The organism is Pseudomonas caricapapayae (assembly GCF_001400735.1).
GTDB classification, from domain to species: domain Bacteria; phylum Pseudomonadota; class Gammaproteobacteria; order Pseudomonadales; family Pseudomonadaceae; genus Aquipseudomonas; species Aquipseudomonas caricapapayae.
The window spans coordinates 26,412-48,755 of record NZ_LJPW01000147.1 but is presented as its reverse complement, the minus strand read 5'-3'; the positions used below and the strand labels follow the sequence as shown (position 1 = coordinate 48,755).

General features: G+C 58.9%; 21 protein-coding genes. 5 read left to right on the top strand and 16 right to left on the bottom strand.

Going from position 1 to position 22,344, the window contains the following annotated elements; genetic code table 11:
- Positions 1-11: 11 nt before the first annotated feature.
- From ALO80_RS21890 to lexA, 4 genes are read right to left on the bottom strand one after another with little or no spacing between them, the layout of a single operon-like run.
- Positions 12-3,107 (bottom strand): error-prone DNA polymerase, encoded by a 3,096-nt coding sequence (locus ALO80_RS21890; RefSeq protein ID WP_055010503.1) that lies wholly within the window; start codon positions 3,105-3,107, stop codon positions 12-14.
- Positions 3,104-4,519 (bottom strand): Y-family DNA polymerase, encoded by a 1,416-nt coding sequence (locus tag ALO80_RS21885; protein ID WP_055010502.1) that lies wholly within the window; start codon positions 4,517-4,519, stop codon positions 3,104-3,106. The genes ALO80_RS21890 and ALO80_RS21885 overlap by 4 nt, the downstream gene beginning before the upstream one ends.
- A 7-nt stretch (positions 4,520-4,526) precedes the next feature.
- Complete coding sequence (imuA, locus tag ALO80_RS21880) at positions 4,527-5,147, bottom strand: translesion DNA synthesis-associated protein ImuA (RefSeq protein WP_055010550.1); 621 nt, start codon at positions 5,145-5,147, stop codon at positions 4,527-4,529.
- On the bottom strand, positions 5,147-5,764 hold the full coding sequence (gene lexA / locus ALO80_RS21875) for a transcriptional repressor LexA (RefSeq protein WP_055010501.1): 618 nt from the start codon (positions 5,762-5,764) through the stop codon (positions 5,147-5,149). Before lexA ends, imuA begins: the two co-directional genes overlap by 1 nt.
- A 181-nt stretch (positions 5,765-5,945) precedes the next feature.
- Between lexA and ALO80_RS21870 the strand changes: the two genes are divergently transcribed.
- On the top strand, positions 5,946-6,941 hold the full coding sequence (locus ALO80_RS21870) for an aldo/keto reductase (RefSeq protein WP_055010500.1): 996 nt from the start codon (positions 5,946-5,948) through the stop codon (positions 6,939-6,941).
- Positions 6,942-6,969: 28 nt separating this feature from the next.
- On the opposite strand, the gene ALO80_RS21865 is transcribed toward ALO80_RS21870, so the two are convergent.
- Entirely contained in the window at positions 6,970-7,656 is a 687-nt protein-coding gene (locus tag ALO80_RS21865) for a hypothetical protein (protein WP_055010499.1), read from the bottom strand.
- A gap of 498 nt (positions 7,657-8,154) precedes the next feature.
- Between ALO80_RS21865 and ALO80_RS21860 the strand changes: the two genes are divergently transcribed.
- From ALO80_RS21860 to ALO80_RS21850, 3 genes are read left to right on the top strand one after another with little or no spacing between them, the layout of a single operon-like run.
- Complete coding sequence (locus ALO80_RS21860; RefSeq protein ID WP_055010498.1) at positions 8,155-9,165, top strand: aliphatic sulfonate ABC transporter substrate-binding protein; 1,011 nt, start codon at positions 8,155-8,157, stop codon at positions 9,163-9,165.
- Positions 9,162-10,010 (top strand): ABC transporter permease, encoded by an 849-nt coding sequence (locus ALO80_RS21855; RefSeq protein ID WP_055010497.1) that lies wholly within the window; start codon positions 9,162-9,164, stop codon positions 10,008-10,010. The genes ALO80_RS21860 and ALO80_RS21855 overlap by 4 nt, the downstream gene beginning before the upstream one ends.
- 3 nt (positions 10,011-10,013) lie before the next feature.
- Positions 10,014-10,727, top strand: a complete 714-nt coding sequence (locus tag ALO80_RS21850) for an ABC transporter ATP-binding protein (RefSeq protein WP_055010496.1) — start codon at positions 10,014-10,016, stop codon at positions 10,725-10,727.
- A 30-nt stretch (positions 10,728-10,757) separates the two neighbouring features.
- On the opposite strand, the gene ALO80_RS21845 is transcribed toward ALO80_RS21850, so the two are convergent.
- The gene (locus ALO80_RS21845) at positions 10,758-11,837 is read right to left on the bottom strand and encodes a polyamine ABC transporter substrate-binding protein (RefSeq protein WP_055010495.1); all 1,080 of its coding nucleotides are present in this window, start codon (positions 11,835-11,837) and stop codon (positions 10,758-10,760) included.
- 390 nt (positions 11,838-12,227) lie between these two features.
- Between ALO80_RS21845 and ALO80_RS21840 the strand changes: the two genes are divergently transcribed.
- Positions 12,228-12,494, top strand: coding sequence for a DUF1652 domain-containing protein (locus ALO80_RS21840; RefSeq protein ID WP_055010494.1), 267 nt, complete (start codon positions 12,228-12,230; stop codon positions 12,492-12,494).
- Between the two features lie 10 nt (positions 12,495-12,504).
- On the opposite strand, the gene ALO80_RS21835 is transcribed toward ALO80_RS21840, so the two are convergent.
- The 10 genes from ALO80_RS21835 to ALO80_RS32115 all read right to left on the bottom strand — a co-directional run bounded on the left by ALO80_RS21835 (position 12,505) and on the right by ALO80_RS32115 (position 22,334).
- Entirely contained in the window at positions 12,505-14,997 is a 2,493-nt protein-coding gene (locus tag ALO80_RS21835) for a UvrD-helicase domain-containing protein (protein WP_055010493.1), read from the bottom strand.
- Between the two features lie 128 nt (positions 14,998-15,125).
- Positions 15,126-16,049, bottom strand: coding sequence for a 2-dehydro-3-deoxygluconokinase (gene kdgK, locus ALO80_RS21830; protein WP_055010492.1), 924 nt, complete (start codon positions 16,047-16,049; stop codon positions 15,126-15,128).
- Between the two features lie 28 nt (positions 16,050-16,077).
- Entirely contained in the window at positions 16,078-17,283 is a 1,206-nt protein-coding gene (locus ALO80_RS21825) for an amino acid deaminase (RefSeq protein ID WP_055010491.1), read from the bottom strand.
- 16 nt (positions 17,284-17,299) lie between these two features.
- On the bottom strand, positions 17,300-18,064 hold the full coding sequence (locus tag ALO80_RS21820; protein ID WP_054984133.1) for an IclR family transcriptional regulator: 765 nt from the start codon (positions 18,062-18,064) through the stop codon (positions 17,300-17,302).
- Positions 18,065-18,122: 58 nt separating this feature from the next.
- Positions 18,123-18,509 (bottom strand): RidA family protein, encoded by a 387-nt coding sequence (locus ALO80_RS21815; RefSeq protein WP_055010490.1) that lies wholly within the window; start codon positions 18,507-18,509, stop codon positions 18,123-18,125.
- A 40-nt stretch (positions 18,510-18,549) separates the two neighbouring features.
- Entirely contained in the window at positions 18,550-19,341 is a 792-nt protein-coding gene (locus ALO80_RS21810; protein WP_055010489.1) for an amino acid ABC transporter ATP-binding protein, read from the bottom strand.
- A complete protein-coding gene (locus ALO80_RS21805) occupies positions 19,338-20,000 on the bottom strand; it encodes an amino acid ABC transporter permease (RefSeq protein ID WP_055010488.1) in 663 nt (220 codons plus the stop codon). The genes ALO80_RS21810 and ALO80_RS21805 overlap by 4 nt, the downstream gene beginning before the upstream one ends.
- A gap of 9 nt (positions 20,001-20,009) precedes the next feature.
- Entirely contained in the window at positions 20,010-20,672 is a 663-nt protein-coding gene (locus tag ALO80_RS21800; protein WP_055010487.1) for an amino acid ABC transporter permease, read from the bottom strand.
- 63 nt (positions 20,673-20,735) lie between these two features.
- On the bottom strand, positions 20,736-21,587 hold the full coding sequence (locus ALO80_RS21795) for a transporter substrate-binding domain-containing protein (protein WP_055010486.1): 852 nt from the start codon (positions 21,585-21,587) through the stop codon (positions 20,736-20,738).
- A 387-nt stretch (positions 21,588-21,974) separates the two neighbouring features.
- Positions 21,975-22,334 carry a hypothetical protein gene (locus ALO80_RS32115; RefSeq protein ID WP_055010485.1) on the bottom strand — a complete coding sequence of 120 codons (360 nt, stop codon included), beginning with the start codon at positions 22,332-22,334 and terminating at the stop codon, positions 21,975-21,977.
- Positions 22,335-22,344: the final 10 nt, after the last annotated feature.

Below are 22,344 nucleotides of genomic sequence, written 5' to 3'. Positions count from 1 at the left end.
TGCAGGCCCGATTATTGAAAATCCCGACTGCGCACATCCAGCCCGGTCAGCAACGGCGTGAGGTCGTACAGGCGCTGGGCGATCAAGTGGCGCACACCACTTTTCGATTCCAGTCGCCCGAAAACCTGCAGCAGTTGCGAGCCCACCAATACCTTGCGCTGACGTTCGGCCAAGTCGCGCCAGACCACGACATTGACCATACCGAACTCGTCTTCAAGGGTCACAAAGGTCACGCCACTGGCTGTTCCCGGTCGTTGACGACCAATAACCAGCCCCGCCACGCTGAGGGTTCGGTCGTTTTCCAGGCTCAGCAAGTCTTGTGAGCTGCGAAAGCGTCTGGCAGCCAATTGCCGACGCAGCAAGGCCAACGGGTGCGGGCCGAGGGTGGTGCCCAGCGTGGCGTAGTCGGCCATCAGGTCTTCGGCCACCGTCGGCAGCGGCAGCGTTACCTGTGTGTCTTCGCTGGGCAAGTCATTGAACAACGGGCGCTGGGCTTCCACGCCTGCCACTTCCCAGCGCGCCCGGTGCCGATGGCCGATCAGCCCGCGCAAGGCACCGGAGTCGGCCAGCGCTTCAGCGGCACGGGACTCCAGATCGGCGCGCAAGGTCAGGTCTGTGGCATCGGTAAACAACCGTTCCGAGCGCGCAGTTTCAATGCGTCGGGCATCCTCCTCGCGAAAGCCACGTACCATGCGCAGCCCGAGGCGAATCGCCAGATTGAGTGTACTGTCGGGATGATCGAGCGGCTCCAGCGAACAATCCCAGTTGCTGTAGCGCACATCCACCGGGCGGATTTCAATGTGGTGGCGACGTGCGTCCTGTAACAATTGATCCGGGCTGTAAAACCCCATCGGCCAGCTGTTGATCAGCGCGCAGGTGAACGCTGCCGGTTCATGGCATTTGAGCCAGCAACTGGCGTAGGTCAGCAAGGCGAAACTGGCGGCGTGGGACTCGGGGAAACCGTAACTGCCAAAACCCTTGATCTGTTCGAAAATCCGGTCGGCAAAATCCACGTCGTAATCATTTTCCAGCATGCCTGTGCGCAGCCGTTCGCGATGCGGCTCCAGCCCGCCGTGACGTTTCCACGCGGCCATCGCGCGGCGCAATTCGTCCGCCTCGCCCGGCGTGTAACCGGCAGCGATGATCGCCACTTCCATGACCTGTTCCTGAAACAGCGGCACGCCCAAGGTGCGCTCAAAGACGCTTTTTAGTTTAGGCGGATAGGTAATCGCTTCCTCGCCATTACGCCGGCGCAGGTATGGATGAACCATGTCGCCCTGAATCGGCCCCGGCCGGACAATGGCGACTTCGATGACCAGATCGTAGAATTTTTCCGGTCTGAGGCGTGGCAGCATGGCCATCTGCGCGCGGGACTCGATCTGGAACACGCCGATGGTGTCGGCGCGGCTGATCATTTCGTAGGTTTTCCGGTCGTCGCCCGGAAGACTTGCCAGGGTCCATCGTTTACCACGGTGCAAATGCACCAGATCAAACGTGCGGCGCAAGGCGCTGAGCATGCCCAGTGCAAGGATGTCGACTTTCAACAGACCGACCAGGTCCAGGTCGTCCTTGTCCCACTGGATGATCGTGCGGTCGGCCATCGCAGCGTTCTCGACCGGCACCAGCGTGTCCAGCGGGTGTTCGGAAATCACGAAGCCGCCCGGATGTTGTGACAAATGCCGGGGAAAACCGATCAGCTCGCCGGTCAGGGCCAGTACGCGCTTGAGGATTGGCATGTCGGCATCGAAGCCGTATTCGCGCAGGCGTTCGGGCGACGGCAGCGAATCGCTCCAGCGGCTGAAGGCATCTGCCAGGGCGTTGATCTGGTCAGGCGGCAAACCCAGCACCTTGGCCACATCACGCACCGCGCCCGAGCCGTGATACGTGCTGGCCACTGCGGTCAGCGCCGCCCTGCCCCGACCATAACGTCTGAACACGTACTGAATGACTTCTTCGCGGCGGTCGTGCTCGAAATCCACGTCGATGTCCGGTGGCTCGTTGCGCTCTCTGGAGATAAAGCGCTCGAACAGCAGGTTGCTCTGTTCCGGGTTCAGCTCGGTGATCCCCAGCGCATAACACACTGCCGAGTTGGCCGCCGAGCCCCGTCCCTGGCAAAGGATATGCTGGCTGCGGGCAAACTCGACGATGTCATGCACGGTCAGAAAGTAGCTGTCGAACTTCTTTTCCGCGATCAGCGCCAGTTCCTTCTCGACCTGCGCACGGGTGGCTGGCGTCAGCCCGTTCGGCCAGCGTTTGCGGGCACCGCGCTCGGTCAATTCACGCAGCCACGACGTGGGTGTCTGGCCTTTGGGGACCAGCTCGTGCGGGTATTCATATTTCAAATCGCCCAGATCGAACGTGCAGCGCCGGGCAATACGCACCGATTCGGCCAGCAGCCAGTCCGGGTAATGCTCGGCAAGCGCATTCAGTGCCCGTAAATGGCGCTCGCCGTTGGCAAACAACAGGTGCCCGGCCTCTGCCACGGTAGTGTGATGGCGAATAGCAGTCATGGTGTCCTGCAGGGCACGCCGACCGCGCGCATGCATGTGTACATCACCGCTGGCAACTGCCGGGACACCCAACGATTGCGCCAGCGCCAGCAAGTCGGCCAGACGCTGCTCGTCATCTGCGCCGCGATGTAATTCCACGCCGAGCCAGAGGCGCTCGGCAAAGCGCTCACGCAACCAGCGTCCATGCGCCAGACAGGCTTGTGCGTCGCCTTCGATGTCCGGCAGCCAGATGGCCAGCAAACCGTCCGGTGAAGGCTCGAAATCTTCACGCAACAACCGGTATTCACCTTTTCTGGCTCTGCGGCGTGCCACCGTGATCAATTTGCACAGCGCCTCATAGCCTGTCTGGCTTTCCACCAGCAGCACAGCTTTCGGCCCGTTCTCGATGTGCATTTCGCTGCCGATGATCAACGGCAGGCCGGTGCTGATGGACGCCTGCCACGCACGTACGATACCGGCCAGCGTGCACTCGTCAGTGATGGCCAGCGCCTGATAGCCATGGCGCGAGGCTCGTTCGAACAGCTCACGGGCGCTTGAGGCGCCGCGCTGAAAACTGAAGTTGGACAGGCAATGCAGCTCGGCGTATTCGCTTGTCATGCGAACCAGCCATGCAGCAGCAGTTCACCCTGCTCGCCCACGCTGCGATAGGCCCAGGCGCGCTGGCCGCTGGAGGTTTCGACCAGATAGTAGTCGCGACGTACATCGGCGCCGTCCCACCAGCCTGATTCGATTCGCTCGGGCCCGGCCACAATGCGCGTTGCATGAAGCGGCAGCGGCTGGGGCTCTCGCAACAGCCAGCCCGGGCGCGTACAACCTTTGGCCGGCAAGACCGGTTTGCTTGTGCTGTGCGGTTGCCAGGCGCATTCAGGGCGGTGATCGGCCTGAGCACGCAAGCCATTGACCGACTCGTCGCCCAGACGCGCCCGCAAGCGCTCGCGCAATTGCTCCCAGGGCAAGGTCTGTTGCACGCGCTCATCGAACAACTGCCGGTGTGCCGGAACAAAATCCGGCAAATCCTGCGCCAGCAAGCGCACGGCACGTACCGGCGACGTCACCAGCATTTGCTCCAGCCTGCCGCGGGCCAGTTCGAACAGCATCGACGCATCGCGCTCGGCACTCAGTAGCCCGACTGGCACCACAGTCTCCGGACCGTCCACGTGCTCCAGATGCAGGGAAAATCGCTGCACACCGCTGTCACGTCCGGCCAGAAACATAGCCAGATCGGCGATCAGCCGCTTTAGAGGAAACAACAGGGCCTGATGCGACTCGACGTCGAAATTCAGCTCGATGCGTATATCGAAGAAGTCCGGCGGTGTGTAGTACTCCAGTGCCACCGGTCGCTCGCCGAGCAGTGTGTCGAGATGCTGTAGCACGCTGGCCGGAAACCGCCGCGCCAGTGTATCGCGCGGCAGGGCCAGCACCTGCCGCACAGAGCGCAGCCCCATGCGCGTCAGGGCCGTGGCGGCTTCGCGGCTCAGGCCGATGCGTTCCAGCGGCATCAGCTCCAGGCGGCGGCGCAAGTCATGCGGGCAATCAATGCTCAGCCCGTCATGCAGGTTGGCCAGCATTCGTGCGGCTATCGGGTTGGGCGCGACCACGATGCGATGCCGAAAGCCCTGCGCGGTCAGTTCTTCACGCAGGCGCGCTTCGAATACCGGCCAAGGGCCGAACAGCTTGAGGCTGGACTCGATTTCCATCAGCAGTACCCGAGGGTATTTGAGGCTGACATTGGAGCTGAAGCCGTACGCCCAGGCCGCGAGCAGTTGCTGCAAGCGCTCAATGTCGGCTGGATCATGCTCGACCGTGGTGAACTTCGACACCATAGCCTGCGCGGCTGTCAGCGACTGCCCGGCTTTCAAACCCAGCGCGCGCGCCGCTGGGTTGACGGCTTGCAACACGCGACGTTGAGCACTGCCGCTGATCAGCGCCAGAGGCTCATCGGGATCACTGCAACGACGCATGACGCCGTCGAGCGCCAGTTGCGGCAGCAAGACACAGGCCCAGAGCATACGAACCTCAAGCGTCGGTCGGGAATGGAAGGGGAAAAGGCGGTGCAAGTCCGCCCCGGCACTTGAGCACCCGCAGTTGCGCAGGACGGGTATCGATAGCTATCCGCAGGGCTGCAGGTGAAGGGTTGGCGGCGGCCTGCTGCGGACGACAGGCAAAGGCCAGGGTCTGACCGGTTTCAGCAGCGACCTGCAAACGTCGCAGCGCGCGGTCATCAACCAGGCCAGGCCAGCACACGACCGCGCCACAACTGCCAGACCGCAGGCATTGTTCGGCGGCCCAAAGGGCATCGCGAGCACTGGCCTCGATGACGACAAGCTGGCGCAGGTCGACCCCCGCAGCCAGCCAGGCCTGCGGGTACGGAATATAGGGCGGTGCAACCAGCACGATACGCTCGCCCATGCCGGACAATCTTGCCAGGCTTGGCCACAGCAAGCGTAATTCGCCACTGCCATTGGCCAGGATGAGGATTTCCGTCAGCGCCGCCGCAGGCCAGCCGCCGGTGGGCAAGGCGCTGTCCAGCAACGCATGGCCACTGGGGTGCGGACTGAACTGCGGCGCGCCCTGCTGGCGTCCTTTCCAGACCCTGCGCTCATCCAGCAAGGCGTCCAGGCTGACCACCGCGCCCATCATTCGCGGCGAACCAGCCCGCAGAACACACCCTCGATGGCGAATTCCTGATCAGGCGTGACAACAATCGGTTCGTAGGCCGGGTTGCGCGGCAACAGGCGCAACTGATCGGCGCGGCGTTGCAGGCGCTTGATGGTGACTTCACCGTCCAGACGGGCGACGACAATCTGCCCGTCACTGGCCTGTGGGTTACGGTGCACGCCAACCAGGTCACCATCGAGAATACCGTCCTCGATCATCGAATCGCCCTGCACGCGCAGCAGGTAGTCAGGCACACGAGTGAACGTGCTGCGATCCAGGTGCAGTGTGGTGTGTATATCGAGATCCGGCCCGATAGGCGCGCCTGCCGCCACACGCCCCAATACCGGGATTTCCAGCAATTCAGGCCGAGGCTCACTGTTCAGCAGGCGGATACCACGCGCCTGATGGGGTACGACTTCGATCAGACCGGCCTCAGTGAGGGCCACAATATGTTTGCGCGCCACGCTGCGCGAAGCAAAACCGAAAGCCTCGGAGATTTCCGCCAGGCTCGGCGATTGCCCTTGCTGCGCGATGCGATCGCGGATGAAGGTAAGAATTGCGCTGCGACGGGGAGATAATGTGCTCATGGAGTACATTTGTACTCCATTGGGGATTTTGTGACTAGTACGGTTTGTCGGATTGACGCCGCACGCTCTTGCGCTTCGTAGACGTCAATTATTCGGATTTTCACAACGGTGAAATAAGAAACTCCCGGTTTATTGCGCCAGCCAAAGCGTAGAGACTCAACGGCTCTTTCAACGCTCAGGAGCACTCATTGTGATCACGCGCCAATTGGGTCACCACGGTCCGCAGGTTTCTGCCATCGGGCTGGGCTGCATGGGAATGTCGGATTTCTACACCACCGGCATCGACGAGAAGGAATCCATCGCCACGCTGCACCGCGCACTGGAGTTGGGTGTCACCTTTTTCGACACGGCTGACATGTATGGTCCGCACACCAATGAGGCCTTGCTCGGTCGTGCGCTCGAGGGCAAGCGCAACGGTATTTATCTGGCCAGCAAGTTCGGTATCGTGCGTGGCGATGACCCGCATGCGCGTGGCGTGAATGGCAGCCCGGCGTACATTCACCAGTCGATCGACGCCAGCCTGAAACGGCTGAATACCGATTATCTCGATCTTTACTATCAGCACCGTGTCGATCCGAACGTGCCCATCGAGGACACCATTGGTGCCATGGCTGAACTGGTCAAGGCGGGCAAGGTTCGCCATATAGGCATCTGCGAGGCCCGTGCAACCACCATTGAGAGAGCGCACAAGGTGCATCCGCTGGCAGCCGTGCAAAGCGAGTATTCGCTCTGGTCGCGCGATCCGGAACACGATGATGTGCTCGCTACCTGTCGGCGCCTGGGTATCGCCTTCGTGGCCTACAGCCCGCTGGGCCGCGGCTTTCTGACGGGGGCATTGCGCACCCAGGAAGATTTTGCTGCCGATGATTACCGTCGTTTCAGCCCACGCTTTCAGGGCGAAAACTTCAATCGCAATCTGGCGCTGGTAGAAAAAGTCAAAGCGCTGGCTACGGCCAAGGGCGTCAGCGCATCGCAATTGGCGCTGGCCTGGGTACTTGCTCAAGGCAATGACATCATTCCCATCCCGGGGACCAAGCAGCGCAAGTATCTGGAAAGCAACGTGTCAGCGGCTTCATTAACGCTGAGTACCGATGAGCTGGCCCAACTGGATGCGATTTTTCCGCCGCAAGGGGCCGTGTCAGGCGAGCGCTACAGCGCGGAATCGATGAAGTCGCTCAACGGCTGAGGCTTATGAGCTCTGTGCGTGCCCAGCGTCAGGTTGTCGTGGGGCACGCCACAGTGCCATTGTTCAGGCCTTGCTTGTGATTCTTGTAATCCAGCGTGGCCTTGCCGTCGACCCACTTGAGGGTGACAACGACCACTGAGTCGAAATCATCATTCGTCCAGTCATCCAGCAAATTGGTGCTCTTGCCGGACGCTTCTTCAGCAACCTTGTTGATCAGTTCCGGCAGGTAGCCATGAGACCAGGCGGTGTAGATGATCGAGTTATGGTACTTGTCGCGCATCAGTTCGTCGGCCAGATCGCTGGTGTCGTTGGCGCCGAAGTCGATGTTGACGGGCAGTCCCAGCTTGATGGCGCTAGGCCCTACTGTCATCAGAGGACGAACGTAGCTGTAGGACAGATCGCCCTCACCCTCTTCCACATGCCGGCTTGGATTGGCTGCGAAGATGAAGTCGGCCTTGCCGAACTCCCTCGGCAGGACCTCCGACAGTTCGATGGCCCGGTTGAGCCCCTGGCAGTTCAGTTGCCCCAGGCCCATGGCCGGCTTTTCCGCATGACGAAGAAACACCAGCGTCTGTGTGCCGTTCTTGGGCTCGGCATGAACGCCCTTGCCCATGGTGAGCAGAGCCAGTGCAGAAGCCACCAGCAATGATGGAAAAAAGCACCATGCGATGCGGCGCTGGAGTCGGGTAATAACAGGCATTTTCGGCATATTCATTATTTTCTGAGTCCGGTGCGCATTGAAAAGGGATCAGCCATCTGGCTGGTGCGAATACGCAGGCTTGTACAGCTCGCCCCAGGAATTCTGCGGATCGGTCGAACGAAGGCGCGATCGGCGCACGCTCATGGATCACGCGCGAATCTTAGTGCGCACATGTTTCGAAATTAAGAATGTGGACGATTAGGAGTGTCAAAAAACGATTCTGTTGCAGGCCTTGCGAAAAAAATCATTCGGCAAGCAGAAAATCTGTCAGAAAATCGTCGAAAGGTGCGTCATTAGCCGACTGTTGCTGTAGCAACAGCGATTTAACAGGCTGCTGCCAGATCAACATCATTCCAGCAGAGAAATCCCCCGAAACCGCGCTCGTTCAAGCTGCAAAGTGTTTGGCACAGAGCATGCAATATTCCATTTGTGAATTTCATGCTCTCCGGACTGTTTTTTTTGAAATATGCAAACCAGTCTGGCAGCCCTGTATCCCTGATCTGGACGCCCACTATGCCACAACCCTTTATCTCTTTTCGGTTGCAGACGCCTCGAGCCCTGATTCGCTGGATGACAGCCACCTGCGCATTGGCATTGAGCCTGCAGGGCGCAGCACAGGCCGCTGAAGCTGCACCTGCCGAAGTCCGTCTGGATTACGCCTATTATTCGCCAGTCAGCCTGGCACTCAAACATTTCGGCTGGCTGGAAAAGGCGCTTCCAGATGCGAAAGTCACTTGGGTACTGAGCCAGGGCAGTAACCGTTCGCTGGAATACCTGAACAGCGGCAGCGTCGACTTTGCTTCGTCGGCCAGCTTATCCGCAGTACTGGCCAGAGCCAACGGCAGCCCGATCAAGTCGGTGTATGTATACAGCCGGGCGGAGTGGACGGCACTGGTCGTGCGTAAGGACTCACCTTTGCAATCGGTTAGCGAGCTGAAAGGCAAGAAAATTGCCGCCACCAAGGGCACCGATCCTTACCTGTTCACATTGCGCGCCCTGCAAAAGGCCGGACTGAAAAAAGACGATGTCGAGTTGCTGCACCTGCAACATCCCGATGGCCGTACAGCCCTTGAGAAAGGTGACGTAGACGCCTGGGCCGGGCTTGATCCGCACATGGCCGCGAGTGAAATCCAGTCCGGCTCGCGTCTGCTTTACCGTAACAAGGACTTCAACAGTTATGGCGTACTGAGCGTCACGGAAGCTTATGCCAAAGAGCATCCGCAGGCGATCAGGACGGTATTGAGCGCATATGAAAAAGCCCGTGACTGGGCCGTGAAAAACCCTGACGAACTGGCCAGGTTGCTGGCTGCCGAGTCAGGCTTGCCGCTCGAAGTCGCCAGGCTGCAATTGACCCGCACAGACCTGAGCAACCCACAGTTGAGCGAGAAAGATGTGCAGGCATCCAAGTCTGCGGCACCGATCCTGGTGTCCGAGGATCTGGTGCGCAAAGGCGTGAATGTGGAGCAGGTGATTGATCAGTTGATCACCCCCGAGTTTTCCAAAACCGTGATCACTGCCCCATGACCAGCCGGAACGAGTCCTTGCCTGCTTCGGCGCAGGCAGCCTTGCCTGACAAACAGCAGCGCACGTTCTGGCAGCGCTACAAAACGCCACTGAAAGGTCTCGTGGTGCCTGCCGCAATCATTTTATTGCTGGAAGTTGTCGTACGCATCGGCTGGCTGCCGTCTTACCAGATGCCAGCCCCCAGCGAGATCGTGCTGACACTGCGTGATCTGGCGGATGGCGCACTGTGGAAACACATCAGTGCCAGTCTGTTGCGTGTGCTCAGCGGCTTTGCAATCGGCGCAAGCCTGGCCCTGGGATTTGCCGCATGGGTGGGGCTCAGCCGTGAGGCGGAGGCGTACCTTGAGCCGACGTTCGCCGGACTTCGCTCAATCCCCAGTCTGGCCTGGGTGCCGCTTCTGCTGCTGTGGCTGGGTATTGGCGAAACATCCAAGGTTGTACTGATTGCCATTGGTGCATTTTTTCCTGTCTACCTCAATGGCGTGGCCGCGATTCGAGGTATCGACCGAAAGCTGGTGGAAGTCGGCCAGATGTACGGCTTCAGCCGCTATCGCCTGACCCGACGCATTCTCCTGCCCGCCGCCCTGCCCGGCCTGTTTACCGGGTTGCGCAGCGGCATGAGCCTGTCATGGATGTTTCTGGTGGCTGCCGAGCTGATCGCCGCCACCAAAGGCCTGGGCTACCTGCTCAGTGACGGGCGTGAAACATCACGCCCGGACATCGTGCTGGCGGCCATCATCGTTCTGGCCACACTGGGCAAGTTGAGCGACGGCTTGTTGGCGGGCCTGGAAAAACGCTTTCTGGCCTGGCGGGACACATTCACCGGTCAAAGCCGTGAGGGTTGATAGATGCCGGACTCATTGATGGACATACGCGTAGACCGCAAAGCGTTTGCCGGCCATACCGTGCTGCATGACATTGATCTGTCACTGCAACCCGGTGAAATAGTCAGCCTGCTGGGCCCTAGCGGCTGCGGTAAAAGCACGCTGCTCAGAATCGTCGCCGGGCTGGAGCAGGAGTTTCATGGCTCGGTGAAACGTATTCAGGGCGAAGTCGCGTTCGTGTTTCAGGAGCCACGTCTGATGCCCTGGCTGACCGTCGAACAGAATATCGGCTTCAGCGACGATGATGGATACGACCGCAAGTGGGTAGGTCAGTTGATCGAGGAAGTGGGCCTGGCCGGTTTTGCCGACGCCCTGCCGAAGGCGTTGTCCGGGGGCATGGCGCAACGTGTGGCCATCGCTCGCGGCCTGTATTCTCATCCGACGATATTGCTGCTGGATGAACCGTTCAGCGCAGTGGACGCGTTTACCCGCATGAAGCTGCAGGACCTGTTGCTGCAACTGGCCGAACGTCATGCCATCACCCTGCTGCTGGTGACCCATGATGTCGATGAGGCGCTGTACTTGAGCGATCGTGTACTGGTGATGGGCAGCCGTCCTGGTACGATTACCCACGAACTGCCGGTCGGACTGCAAGCGCCGAGGGATCGCCGTGATCCGCTACTGGCCCGGCTGAAGGCTCAGGCACTGACCGAACTGCATCAGGCTCATATCATCTGAAGCCCGTGATCAGTCGGGCTCCCTGCTCATTTACCGGCCAGCTTTGAACTCCTTCCAGAGTCCCTGACGCAATGCTTCGATATTGACCGGGACCTGAGACATCACGAACAAACGGCTCAACATGTCGGCGTCCGGGTACACCGTGGTATCTGTCCACAGACCAGGGCTGATCAGCGCGTCTGCCTTTTCGTTGCCGTTGGCGTAATGCACGGTATTGGTGATGTTGGCGATCACTTCAGGGCGCAACAGGTAGTTCATGAACGCGTAGGCAGCCTTGGTGTCCGGAGCATCAGCCGGGATGGCTATCATGTCGAACCACATCGGCGCGCCCTCTTTTGGAACGACGTAGCTGACTGTGACGGCGTTGCCACCTTTTTGTGCCTGCTCCTGCGCCAGTGAAATATCCCCGGAATAGCCCACCGCCACACAGATTTTGCCTGTAGCAAGATCGCCAATGTAGTCGGCAGAGCTGAAATTGCGCACATATGGGCGTACCTCATCGAGCAATGCCTTGGCCTTCTTGTAGTCATCCGGTGCCTCACTGTGCGCAGGCAAGTCGAGGTAATTCAGGGCGATGGGCATGAGTGCCGGTGCACTGTCCAGAAAGGCGACACCGCACTGGGCAAGCTTTTTCATGTTCTCCGGTTTGAGAACCAGATCCCAGGAGTCGAGCGGCGCATCCTTGCCGAGAATCGCCTTGACCCTGGCGACGTCATAGCCGATTCCGGTACTGCCCCACAGGTACGGGAAACCATGCTGATTGCCGGGATCACTGCCCTCCAGCGCCTTGAGCAGGACCGGGTTGAGGTTTTTCCAGTTGGGCAACTGGCGCTTGTCGAGGGTCTTCAGCAAACCATTCTCGATCTGTCGCCCCATGAAATGAATGGACGGGAAAACCAGATCGTAGCCGGAATGGCCAGCGATCAGTTTTGCATTCAGCGCCTCATTGGTGTCATAGGTGTCGTAAGCTGTCTTGAAACCGGTGGCGGCTTCGAAATTTTTCAGGGTGTCCGGGGCAATGTAGTCCGTCCAGTTGTAGATATTGACCGTCTCTGCCGCATGGCCGGTCGAGGCCAGCAACATGAGTGCAGCAAGGGATTTTCTCAGCATGTGCAGTTCCTCGGGTCAATAGCGACAGCTTGCCCCAGACCGGGCATGAAAACCATCCTCGTCAAAGCAGATTCAGTTCATTGCAGGGGCCTGCGACAGAGCCTTGGCACATGCATGAAACCTGCCCATCAATACCTTCTGATGACGCAAGTCATATAATTGATTTTTTTGTGCTGCGTCATAAAAAATTTTTCCAGATCGGTGCTGGCAAGTGCTATTTTCAGTATTCGTCAGACCGCTCAGCGATCCTGCTGGAAAGCAACCCGATCGATCGATAGTCTTTGCACGGATCTATCGCCTCGTCATCATGGCTTTACCGGACGAATTCTGGCTGTCTGCCTACCCATTGGAGCAAGGGAAATGCTCGATTGATTCAGGTGGGCCATTGTCATGAACAAAGTCACATTCCCCAATGCATGCCAACTGATGCGCTGGCACTTTCATCCGGTGGGCTTTGAAGCTTCGATGGATGCGCCAGGCAGCATGATTGCGCGACTTTTCGACCGCGCCAGCGGTGAAACAGTCGTCGCCATTGCCGGTCTGCCCTGCTCCACCGTCATGAATGCCGCAGACGTAGAGCGCATCATCGAGGCAATCGAGGATGAGCTGGAACTGTTCGGCTCCCATGTTCATCAACAGGTCGCCGGTTTTTCCTGAAATGACAGCCTCAGCCTGTGCGGACCCTGTTTCTCAAGTCTTCGAAGAAAGGCTTGTCCTGCGCGATCCTGTCTGACGCTTTGGGCATCTGAGCGCTTTCCCCTGCGCCTGTGCTTTCATCGATATACCAATAACAATGCCTCGCCGAACGAGTAATGGCTACATACGCCAGGCGCAAGACTTCATCCTTCTGTGCGGTATCGAATGGCTGAAGATCGTTTGCGTCACCCAGCCCTGCCAAACGGTAAACCTGATTCTTGTAAGGCGAGACGGTCAGATGCTGGCAATCACCCAACAAAAATACGGCATCCGCCTGCAAGCCTTTGGAGCTATGGTAAGTCAGCGTCCTGATGCGACGGCCTTGCGCGCCCAGCGCTGTATCAGCATCAATCAATGACTGCAGACGTTCCGGGAAGCGTGCTTTCTCGCTGCCTTTGCGGTACAGCAGCAAGATTGAGTCACCGTCGTTGTAATGCTCGGCTACACGCTCGGCAAGTTCGTCGTCGTCGCGATCCAGCACTTTGACCGGCAGCAGCTCCTGAGGCGCACCACTGGCACGAGCCTTTTTGCCTGGGATCGCTGGCGCTGCACGGACGACATGCTCAGCCGCGTCGATAATATGCTGATGACTGCGGAAGTTGTCGCTGAGCATGACCTTCGTGGTCGCCGGAGACGAGAACTCTTTGGTGAATTCCATGAAGTACTTCGGCGAGCTGCCGCGCCAGCCATAGATGGATTGCCAGTCATCACCGACACACAGCAGCGAGGAGTGCTGAGCGATTCGTGCCACATGCAGGGCCGGGCCACGACGCCTGATTTCGCGCAGGCTGGCCCGTATCCATGAGACGATCTGCGGCGAAACATCCTGAAACTCGTCGATCATCAGATGCGCCAGAGGCCTGAGCATCTGATCGCTGACGTGCTTGAGGTTATCGGGTGACGTTTCACCGAACAACGCAAACATTCGGTTATAAGTCATGATGGGTGGCGATTGGGCCAGCAGGTGAGTTTCGAAGGCTTTCCAGAACAGACTAAGCGCTTCGAAAAAGAAGCGGTCCGGGTCATCGCTGGCAAAGCTCATTTCGGCCACGGCGCTCGGCACATCCAGCCCCAGGTTCTCGATGAAGCTCGCAGCTGTCACAAAACAGTCGAGCAGTGGTGCGGCGCCCAGCTCGCCCTTGACCCGATAGTCGAACCCGGGCCCTGCCACTGCGTCCCCCGCCAGAGACTGTAAAATCTTGCCGGCAGATTGATAGTTATCCATCCATATCAATGGCTTACTGCAGAAAGCTTGAAACAGTGTGCGCTTTATGACCCCCTCAGCCCATATGGGTAATTTGGCCCCGGGTCGCTTGAGTTGCTGGTCTTCGCTGGCGTCCAGGCCCAGTACGACCCATGCATCCAGCTCAGCGATATAGCCATGAAAACAGAATGGAAATCCATTTATTTCAACGACTTGTCGCATAGGCTCAATGCCTTTTATAGGCCAGGCACCGGCACGAATCCACAAGTCCTCGATGGTGTCACACCACTCTTCATCCCGTTTCGAGGATAGCTCGGTCACCGTAATGCGCTTCTGCACGTCAGGGTGATCGCGATCCAGTTCCTTGAGCTGCAAAGCATGGCGATAAAGCGGTGCCATAACCTCACGAAAACGCTGATTGTTGACGTACAGGTCGCGATAGCAGAGATTGAGTTGCTGACGCTGTGCATCGTTGATCCGCAGGTCGAAAGGATTGCTGTCAACCTCCTCCAGACTGGATGGCTGACTGCTCAGGTTCTCGAACGCCCGCACTTGCTCGAACCCCGGAAGGCTGCGCACCAGTGGCAGAATACGCGAGTGAAAGGTGCGAACCAGATCCCGTGCCTGCTTCTGCCCCAGCACATGTCCCCACAAAGCCATGACATCAATCAACTTGCCGATGAAGTCCTTGCGCGACTCGCGAGTGAAGGTCACGACCGTCATCGCGTTCAGTTCGAAGCCCAGGTAATGATGCAACAGCAAAATGCGCAGCACCAACGACGTGGATTTGCCCGCACCGGCCCCGGCAATGACAGAGGTGGACGGTGTGTCGCTGAAAATCATCCTCCACTGCGCGGTGCTGGGCTGAGCATGTACGGGAAGCTTTTCGGCGACATCGGCTTTGATGCGCTTTTTCAGTTCTGGCGTGAGCGCCAGGCGCCAGTCGTCGAACAGATGATCGTCAACCTTGGGACCTCGATGCCGGGCTGGCCGGGTATCGTTGATGACCAGCACCTGACGGCCCAGCTCCTGGCCATCCAGATAACCGTCGGCATACCCTTCGCGCATGCCTTCGATGTGCCCGTTCAGGTAGCCGTCGGCGTGCCCCTGAAACCATGACGGAGTGTGTTGCGAGCCAAGACCGGTAAGGCCACGGCCTATCAGGCGCGATAACAGACGCTTGAAAAAAGGCAGTTGCCGGGGCGGCACGAGATCGACATCCAGGTCATGGGGAAGCGTAGAAGGAAGGTCGTCAGGCACGCAGACTCCGGCGGGTGGCTTGCAGGCAAAAGGTCGCCTATGGTGGCCGGAATTGCGTGCAGGTTCCAGCGAAATGCTTTCCTGTCAGTGTGTTAGCCGATCAACTGCATGTTCTGTGATAAGTGCTATCAGACTGGCATGACTGATTTTGGCACCAGTGCGCCTGGGTGCTGAATTACGATGCTGGCCAGACGATGCCCTGCTTCGGCCGCCTGTCGCGGGTGTTCACCCATGAGCCGTGCGGCCAGATAGGCTGCGCTGAACGAGTCACCCGCAGCGGTGGTATCGACGACACGCTCGACCTGTTGCGAGGCGATTTCGAACCGTTCGCCGCCAGCCTCAACAAGGCAGCTTTGCGCACCGCGCTTGACGACCACCTCACCCATGCCGCGGTCTCGATAGGCCGCCAGCATGTGCTCACTGTCTGCGTAGCCATACAGTGCCTGTTCATCGTCTTCGGTGAGCAAGGCCAGATCCACATGCTGCAGGCACGCCTGATAAGCCTCGCGAGCCTGCTCCACGCTGGCCCACAACCGGGGCCGGTAGTTATTGTCAAAAGCCACCCTGACGCCGCGCTGGCGAGCACGGCCAAGCGCCTCCAGCAATCGCGCCCGTCCCTGCTCGCCAAGCACTGCCAGAGTAATGCCGCTGAAATACAACACGTCGTAGCTGGCCAGCGCCGCGAGGATCGGCTCTGCGGCTGCGGTCATGAAACAGTCACGCACGGCGGCTTCGTTGCGCCAATAGAGAAAGCGGCGCTCACCGTTGGCATCGGTCTGGATGCAGTAAAGCCCCGGCAAGCGCCCTGGCAGGCGTTGCACTTTGCCCAGTCCAATGCCCTCGTCCGCCCAGACCCGGCACATCGCATCGCTGAAACTGTCATCACCCAGCGCCGTGACGTAGTCCACCTTGGCCCGTTCACCCAGCAGACGGGCAAGATAGACCGCGGTATTGAGCGTGTCGCCGCCGAAGCTCTGCCGCAAGCTGCCGTCGGCATGCTGCTGCAGTTCAATCATGCATTCGCCGATAAGGGCGACCCGTGGAAGACTCATGTGATGATGACTCCTGCAAATACCTGGACTAGAAATAGGTGCTGAAAGGCTCGATCACGCGCATTTCATTATCCACCAGACAACCTGAACGCCACTTGTCGAAAGTCAGACACGGGTGTGAAGTGCCAAAGGAGATGATATCGCCGACCTTCAACTCGCATCCGGGTGCAACCGTCATGAACGCGTGCTGGTCCATGACGGCGGTCACCTTGCAGGCACTGACATCATCGCCTGACGCAGGCAGCACACCCGCCTTGTAACGCAACAGAGGGTTGGGTAGTCCGGCATCGTAAGCGACATCGCGCTTGCCCATGGCGATCACCGCAAAACCCGGCTCCGGCATGGACTGTACATGCGCCCAGACCTCCAGCGCAGGACGCAGCGCTTCGCTCAATTCGGCACGTCGATCCAGCACGCAGCATTGTGCGTCCTTGTAGATACCGTGGTCATGCACCACATAACTGCCGGGTCGCAGCACGCTGAGGAATCGCTCGCGAACGGCCTGGGCGTCAAAGGCTTCGGCAATCAGGTCGTACCACGCCGAGCCGGAGGCGGTGACGATCGGGCGGTCCAGAGCGAAGGCACCTTTGTCCTGCAGCTCGACAGCCAGGCGTACCAGGGAGGCCGCGAACGCCTTGATGCCATCAATAGCGTGGTCGCCGTGGATAACACCTTCGTATCCCTCGATGCCCGTCAACGCCAGTGCCGGTTGTGCCTGAACAGCGTCAGCCAATGCCAACACCTGTTTTTCGGTACGACAGCCACAACGCCCGCCGGGCACGCCGTATTCGATCATTACATTCAGGCGCAAACCGCGTGCTGCAAAGAACTCCCCCAATGCCGCGACGTTGTCCGGATGATCGACCATGCAGTGAAACTCGAACATCGGATCAGCCAGCAGCTCGGCGATCACGGCCATGTTCGGCGCGCCGACGAGCTGGTTGGCCATCAATACCCGCCGTACGCCATGCGCATAAGCGGCCTGGGTCTGGACCGCTGTGGCGAGGGTCATGCCCCACGCGCCTGCGTCCAGTTGCCGCCGAAACAGCGCCGGCACCATGCTGGTCTTGCCGTGTGGTGCCAGCTCCGCACCACTGTCGGTGACAAAGCGCTGCATCCAGCGAATATTGTGATCCAGTGCCTGGCGGTGAATGACCAGTGCGGGCAGGCTGATATCACTGACCAGGCTTTCACCCGGTTGTGCGGTGCCCTTGTCCATGACGGCGATGCTCATCGGTAATCTCCTGCAATTATTCGTTGATTCGGCGGGCCAGGCCATTGGCGCTGTCGATCAGTACCCGCCGATAGTCGTCGTAATGGGTCTTGGCGTCGGCGCGCGGCGCAACAATGCACAACGTCGCGATGCACTGACCGTGCTCGTTTTTCACCGGCGCGGCAAAACAATGAGTGAAGGTATCGGCCACGCTATCGAAGGAAAAAAAGCCCTCTTCGCCCGCCTTGCGGATTTCCCGGAGGAATGTTTCCAGTGGCAGACGCTCGCCACCTGGCAGGATGAAGTCGTCTGGATCGATCAGGTCGACGATCTGTTGATCGCTCAGGTGGCTGAGCAACAGCCGCCCCGAAGCGGTCCACGGGATGGGCGCGTTTTCACCGATGTCCGAAGAAATCCTGAAATGCCGCTCTCCCTCTTTCATCAGCGCGACGGTGTATTTGCGGCCATTGAGCAGGCACATCTGCGCGGTTTCCCGCGTCTGGCTGACAATGTCGCCCAGGCAGGCCTCTGCCTCGCGAGTAAAATCGAAGTGCCGCAAGTGCGCCTGCCCGAGAAAATACAATTGACGGCCAAGGTAGACGTGGCCGTCCTTGCCGACTGTTTCCAGAATACGCCGCTCCAGTAATGACGCCACCAGCTCGTAGACCGTCGACTTGGGACTGCCGATCCCGCTGGCAATTTCATTGGGGCGCATGGGCCTGGCCTTTTCCTTGAGAAAGTCCAGAATATCGAACGCCCGGTCCAGTCCACGCGCCCGGCGCTTGATTGTGTCTTCAGTCATGAATCATTCCTGATGAAAGCCTCAAGCCCACTGACTTGAGGCTTGAAGCCTGCAGCTGTTATTTGCGCTTGTAGGCTATGCAGTCGATTTCAACCTTGCAATCGACCATCATGCTGGCCTGCACGCAAGCGCGTGCCGGTGCATGCTCGGGGCTGAAGTATTCGCCGAATACCTTGTTGAAACTCCAGAAATCCCGCGGATCCTCCAGCCATACGCCGACACGCACCACGTCCTCAAGCGCGTAACCGGCTTCATTGAGGATTGCGATCAGGTTATGCATGGTCTGGTGCGTCTGCTCGACGATGCCGCCGACGATGATCTCGCCATCCTGCGCGGGCACCTGGCCGGAAACGTGCAGCCAGCCGTCGGCCTCGACTGCTCGGGCGAATGGCCGCGGTTGGCCGCCACCTGCGGTACTGCCTGCGCCATAACGGATAATAGTCATGAGTTTTTCCTTGTCTTGAAGCATTGGACGTTGTGAAACGTTAAAAACGAATGTTCTTCAGAAACTCGCTCAAGCGTGCCGATTTTGGCTGCTCGAACAAGGTTTTGGGTGGCCCCTGCTCCTCAATGCGACCCTGATTCATGAACACGATCTGGTCCGACACCTCGTAGGCAAAACGCATTTCGTGCGTCACCAGCAGCATGGTCATACCGTCCTCGGCCAAGTCCTTGATGACGCCCAGCACTTCGCCGACCAACTCCGGGTCGAGTGCCGAAGTGACCTCATCGAACAGCATCAGGCTTGGGTTCATGGCGATGGCGCGGGCAATCGCGACCCGCTGCTGCTGACCACCGGACAACTGGCCAGGAAAGTGATTGCGCCGCTCCAGAAGCCCGACGCGGTCCAGCCACTTTTCGGCCAGGGCAATGGCCTGGTCCCTGGGCATCTTCTTGACTTTGAGCAGTCCCAACGTCACGTTCTGCAAGGCGCTGAGGTGCGGAAACAGGTTGAATTGCTGAAACGCCATGCCGGTCATTGCACGGTGCTGTGCAATCACTCGCTCCGGATGGCGGGTGCGCTTGCCGTCTACCTCGCTGTAACCGATGTCCTGGCCCTCAAGCCGGATATTCCCGCCCTGAAAATCTTCCAGCAGGTTGACGCAGCGCAGCAAGGTGGTCTTGCCAGAGCCGCTGGAACCGATCAGCGTCACCACGTTGCCTTTCTGCATGCGCAAATCGACGCCTTTGAGCACCTCCACTGCGCCGTAGGACTTATGCAGGCCTTCGATGCTGAGCAGCGCCGGGCCGGGGGTTGCGGTATGAGTCTGTGTCATGGCAATGCCACCCGTTTTTCGATGTGCCGCCCAAGAAGTTCAATGGCGTAGTTGATGAGAAAGAACAGAAAACCGGCGAAAAGGTAGAACTCCAGTGTCATGAACGTACGGGCGATCACCTGCTGCGTACTCAACAACAGTTCAGCCACACCGATCACTGACAGCAGTGTCGACGCCTTGACGATCTCGGTCGAGGAGTTGACCCATGTAGGCAGGATCTGGCGCATGGCCTGAGGCAACAACACGTAACGCAGTGACTGGTTGAAACGCAGGCCGATAGCCTTTCCCGCCTCCAGTTGGCCGCGGGGAATGGCCTGCAGTGCGCCGCGTACGATTTCCGAAACGTGAGAGCCGCAGAACAGCGTCAAACCGATTGCCCCGGCCTGAAACGCGCTGATCTGCCAGCCCAGCGCCGGCACCATGTAAAAGACGGCCAGCACCAGCACGAATACCGGCGTACCGCGAATCAGATCCACATAGAGCCGGATCGGCAATCGTGCGAAGAATCCGCCGTAGGTCAGCACCAGACCGGCCAACATGCCAATCAGCGTTCCCGCAGCAATCGCCAGCGCCGAGCACTGGATGCTGGTCAGGAAGCCGGACCAGAGCACTTCTCGCGCCGTCCACAATTCCTGAAGCCAGCCAAGGGGTTGATACATTGCAGGCTCCTAGCGGCGAATCGCCAGACGTTGTTCGAGGGTGCGCAAAAGCAGGGCAATCACATAGCAGGCCACCACATACAGTGCGGTTGTCACCAGCCAGGTTTCGATCACCCGATAACTTTCGACGTTGATTTTGCGCGCGTAATAGGTCAGTTCCGGCACCGCAATGGCGGCCGCCAGCGAGGTGTCCTTGAACAGCGAAATGAAGTTATTGGAGAGCGCCGGCAACACATTGCGCAACATGACTGGCACGACGATGTACGCCCTCACCTGCCATTCCCCCAGGCCGATGGCCAGCCCGGCTTCGCGCTGGCCCTTGTGGATGCTCAGCAAACCGGCACGGAAGACCTCAGTCAGATAGGCACCTGCATACAGCGACAGCGTAACAATGAACGAAGCCAGCTTGTCCAGGCGAATGCCGAGTCCGGGCAGGGCGAAATAGATCAAAAGGATCAACACCAGAATTGGCGTGTTACGCACTACCGTCACGTAAACCGACGCCACGATTCGCAAAGCCTTGTAGCGTGACAGCAGCGCAAATGCATTCGCCAAGCCGATGACACAGCCAATGACGATCGAGATCAGCGCCAGTTCCAGGCCAAGCCCCAATCCCGCCAGCAAGCTGGGGAAGTCGCGCCATACGGCATCAAAGTTCAATTGATAATTCATGCGTGCCCATACCTGGCAGGGAAAGCCCGATGGCCTGCCCTGCCCTCGAAGGTCAGAGTGGACTTATTTGTATTCCATCGGAAAACCGATCGCAGGCACAGGCAGATCGACCCCGAACCATTGCTTGAAAGACGCGGCATAGGCCGGGAACTCGACACCTGTCATCGCCTCATGCAGGGCAGTATTGACGAAGTTCAACCAGTCCTGATCGCCACGCTTGACGGCGCAGGCATAGGTTTGCGGGCTCCAGGCAAAGGCAGGCGAACGGTAGCGGCCGGGGTTCTGCACCATCAGGTACTTCACCGAAGACTGATCGGTGGCAGCAGTGTCGGCGCGGCCCGAGTTGATTGCCTGGTACATCAGGTCGACGCTGTCGTACTGATCGACCTTGGCTTTGGGCAGCGCCTGATGCACCAGTTCTTCGGCGTACACGTTTTGCAGCACAGCAACGGTCACATCGTCACCAGCGGCCTTCAAATCGTCGATTTCCTTGTACTTGCTGTTGGCAGGCAACAGCAGCGCCACGCCTTCGCGGTAGTACGGCAAGGTGAACGCCACCTGCTGTGCACGGCTGGCAGTGACGGTGATGAACTGGCAACTGATATCGACCTTGTCGGTCAGCAGATTGGGAATTCGAGCATCCGAGGACTGCACCACGAACTCGACCTTGGACGGGTCATTGAACAGGCCCTTGGCGATAATCCGGCCGATATCGATATCGAACCCCTGCAACTTGCCGTCCGCGCCTTGAAAATGCCATGGGGCATTGGTACTGCCTGTGCCCACGACCAGATTGCCACGTTTCAACACTGCATCCAGCTTGCTGCCTTCCGCAGCCTGAGCCGTATTGGCCAGCGCGAATGAGGCTGCAAGTAAAAATGCACAAGCTTTCACAAAGGAAGGTCCGCGATGCATGACATAAACTCCGCCGAGGTATAGTTGTTCCGCTATAGCGGACTCTGGTATGTAACAACGGAATAGACAGCAGAAAGTGTGCCATACATGGCTGGCGAAAAACATCGACTTGAAATACCGAGACAAATCAAAAGGCTGGAGCCAAAGACGGTGATAGCTGTGTGACAGTACACCCCGAGCGCAGCGCTACCCTTTGTCACAAATGAGTGATAAGGCCCCACTCTTGTGCGAGCGCTGCAATCTGGAACGCAGCACGGATGCAGACCCGATGGCCGAGATCTGTCCGCGCCGCAGCAAGGACGAGGCACGAACTATCACGGACTGCGTGCCAACGCGGGAGCGTTGGCTCGGCAGTCAGTCAGGTAGATATGTGACGACCAGCCTTACTCAGAGGCAGGTCGCAATCGCTGCCGATCGCAAGGCCGCCTGAGAGTCGCCTTGCGGAGCGTAGAATTCGACAAGGGTGGCAGGACCTTTGCCATGCACGTCTGCGAAATACCGGGATTCAGTGGTAAACACAGTGAAACCGCCACCGGAAAGATCATGCAGGAACACGTCCGAAGAGGTGCCGAACATGGCTTCGTTCTGCCAGGTCACCTGAATGCACTGGGCTACAGCGGCATCCTGCTTGGCGCTAGACAGGACCTTGAACGGCCCCGCCGCACGTGCAGAACCTGACGGCGCTGCACACCCGGCCAGCACTGTTGCCGCAATCACGGTTGCGCTCGTCAAAAACAGAAACTTCATGTCGTGCCTT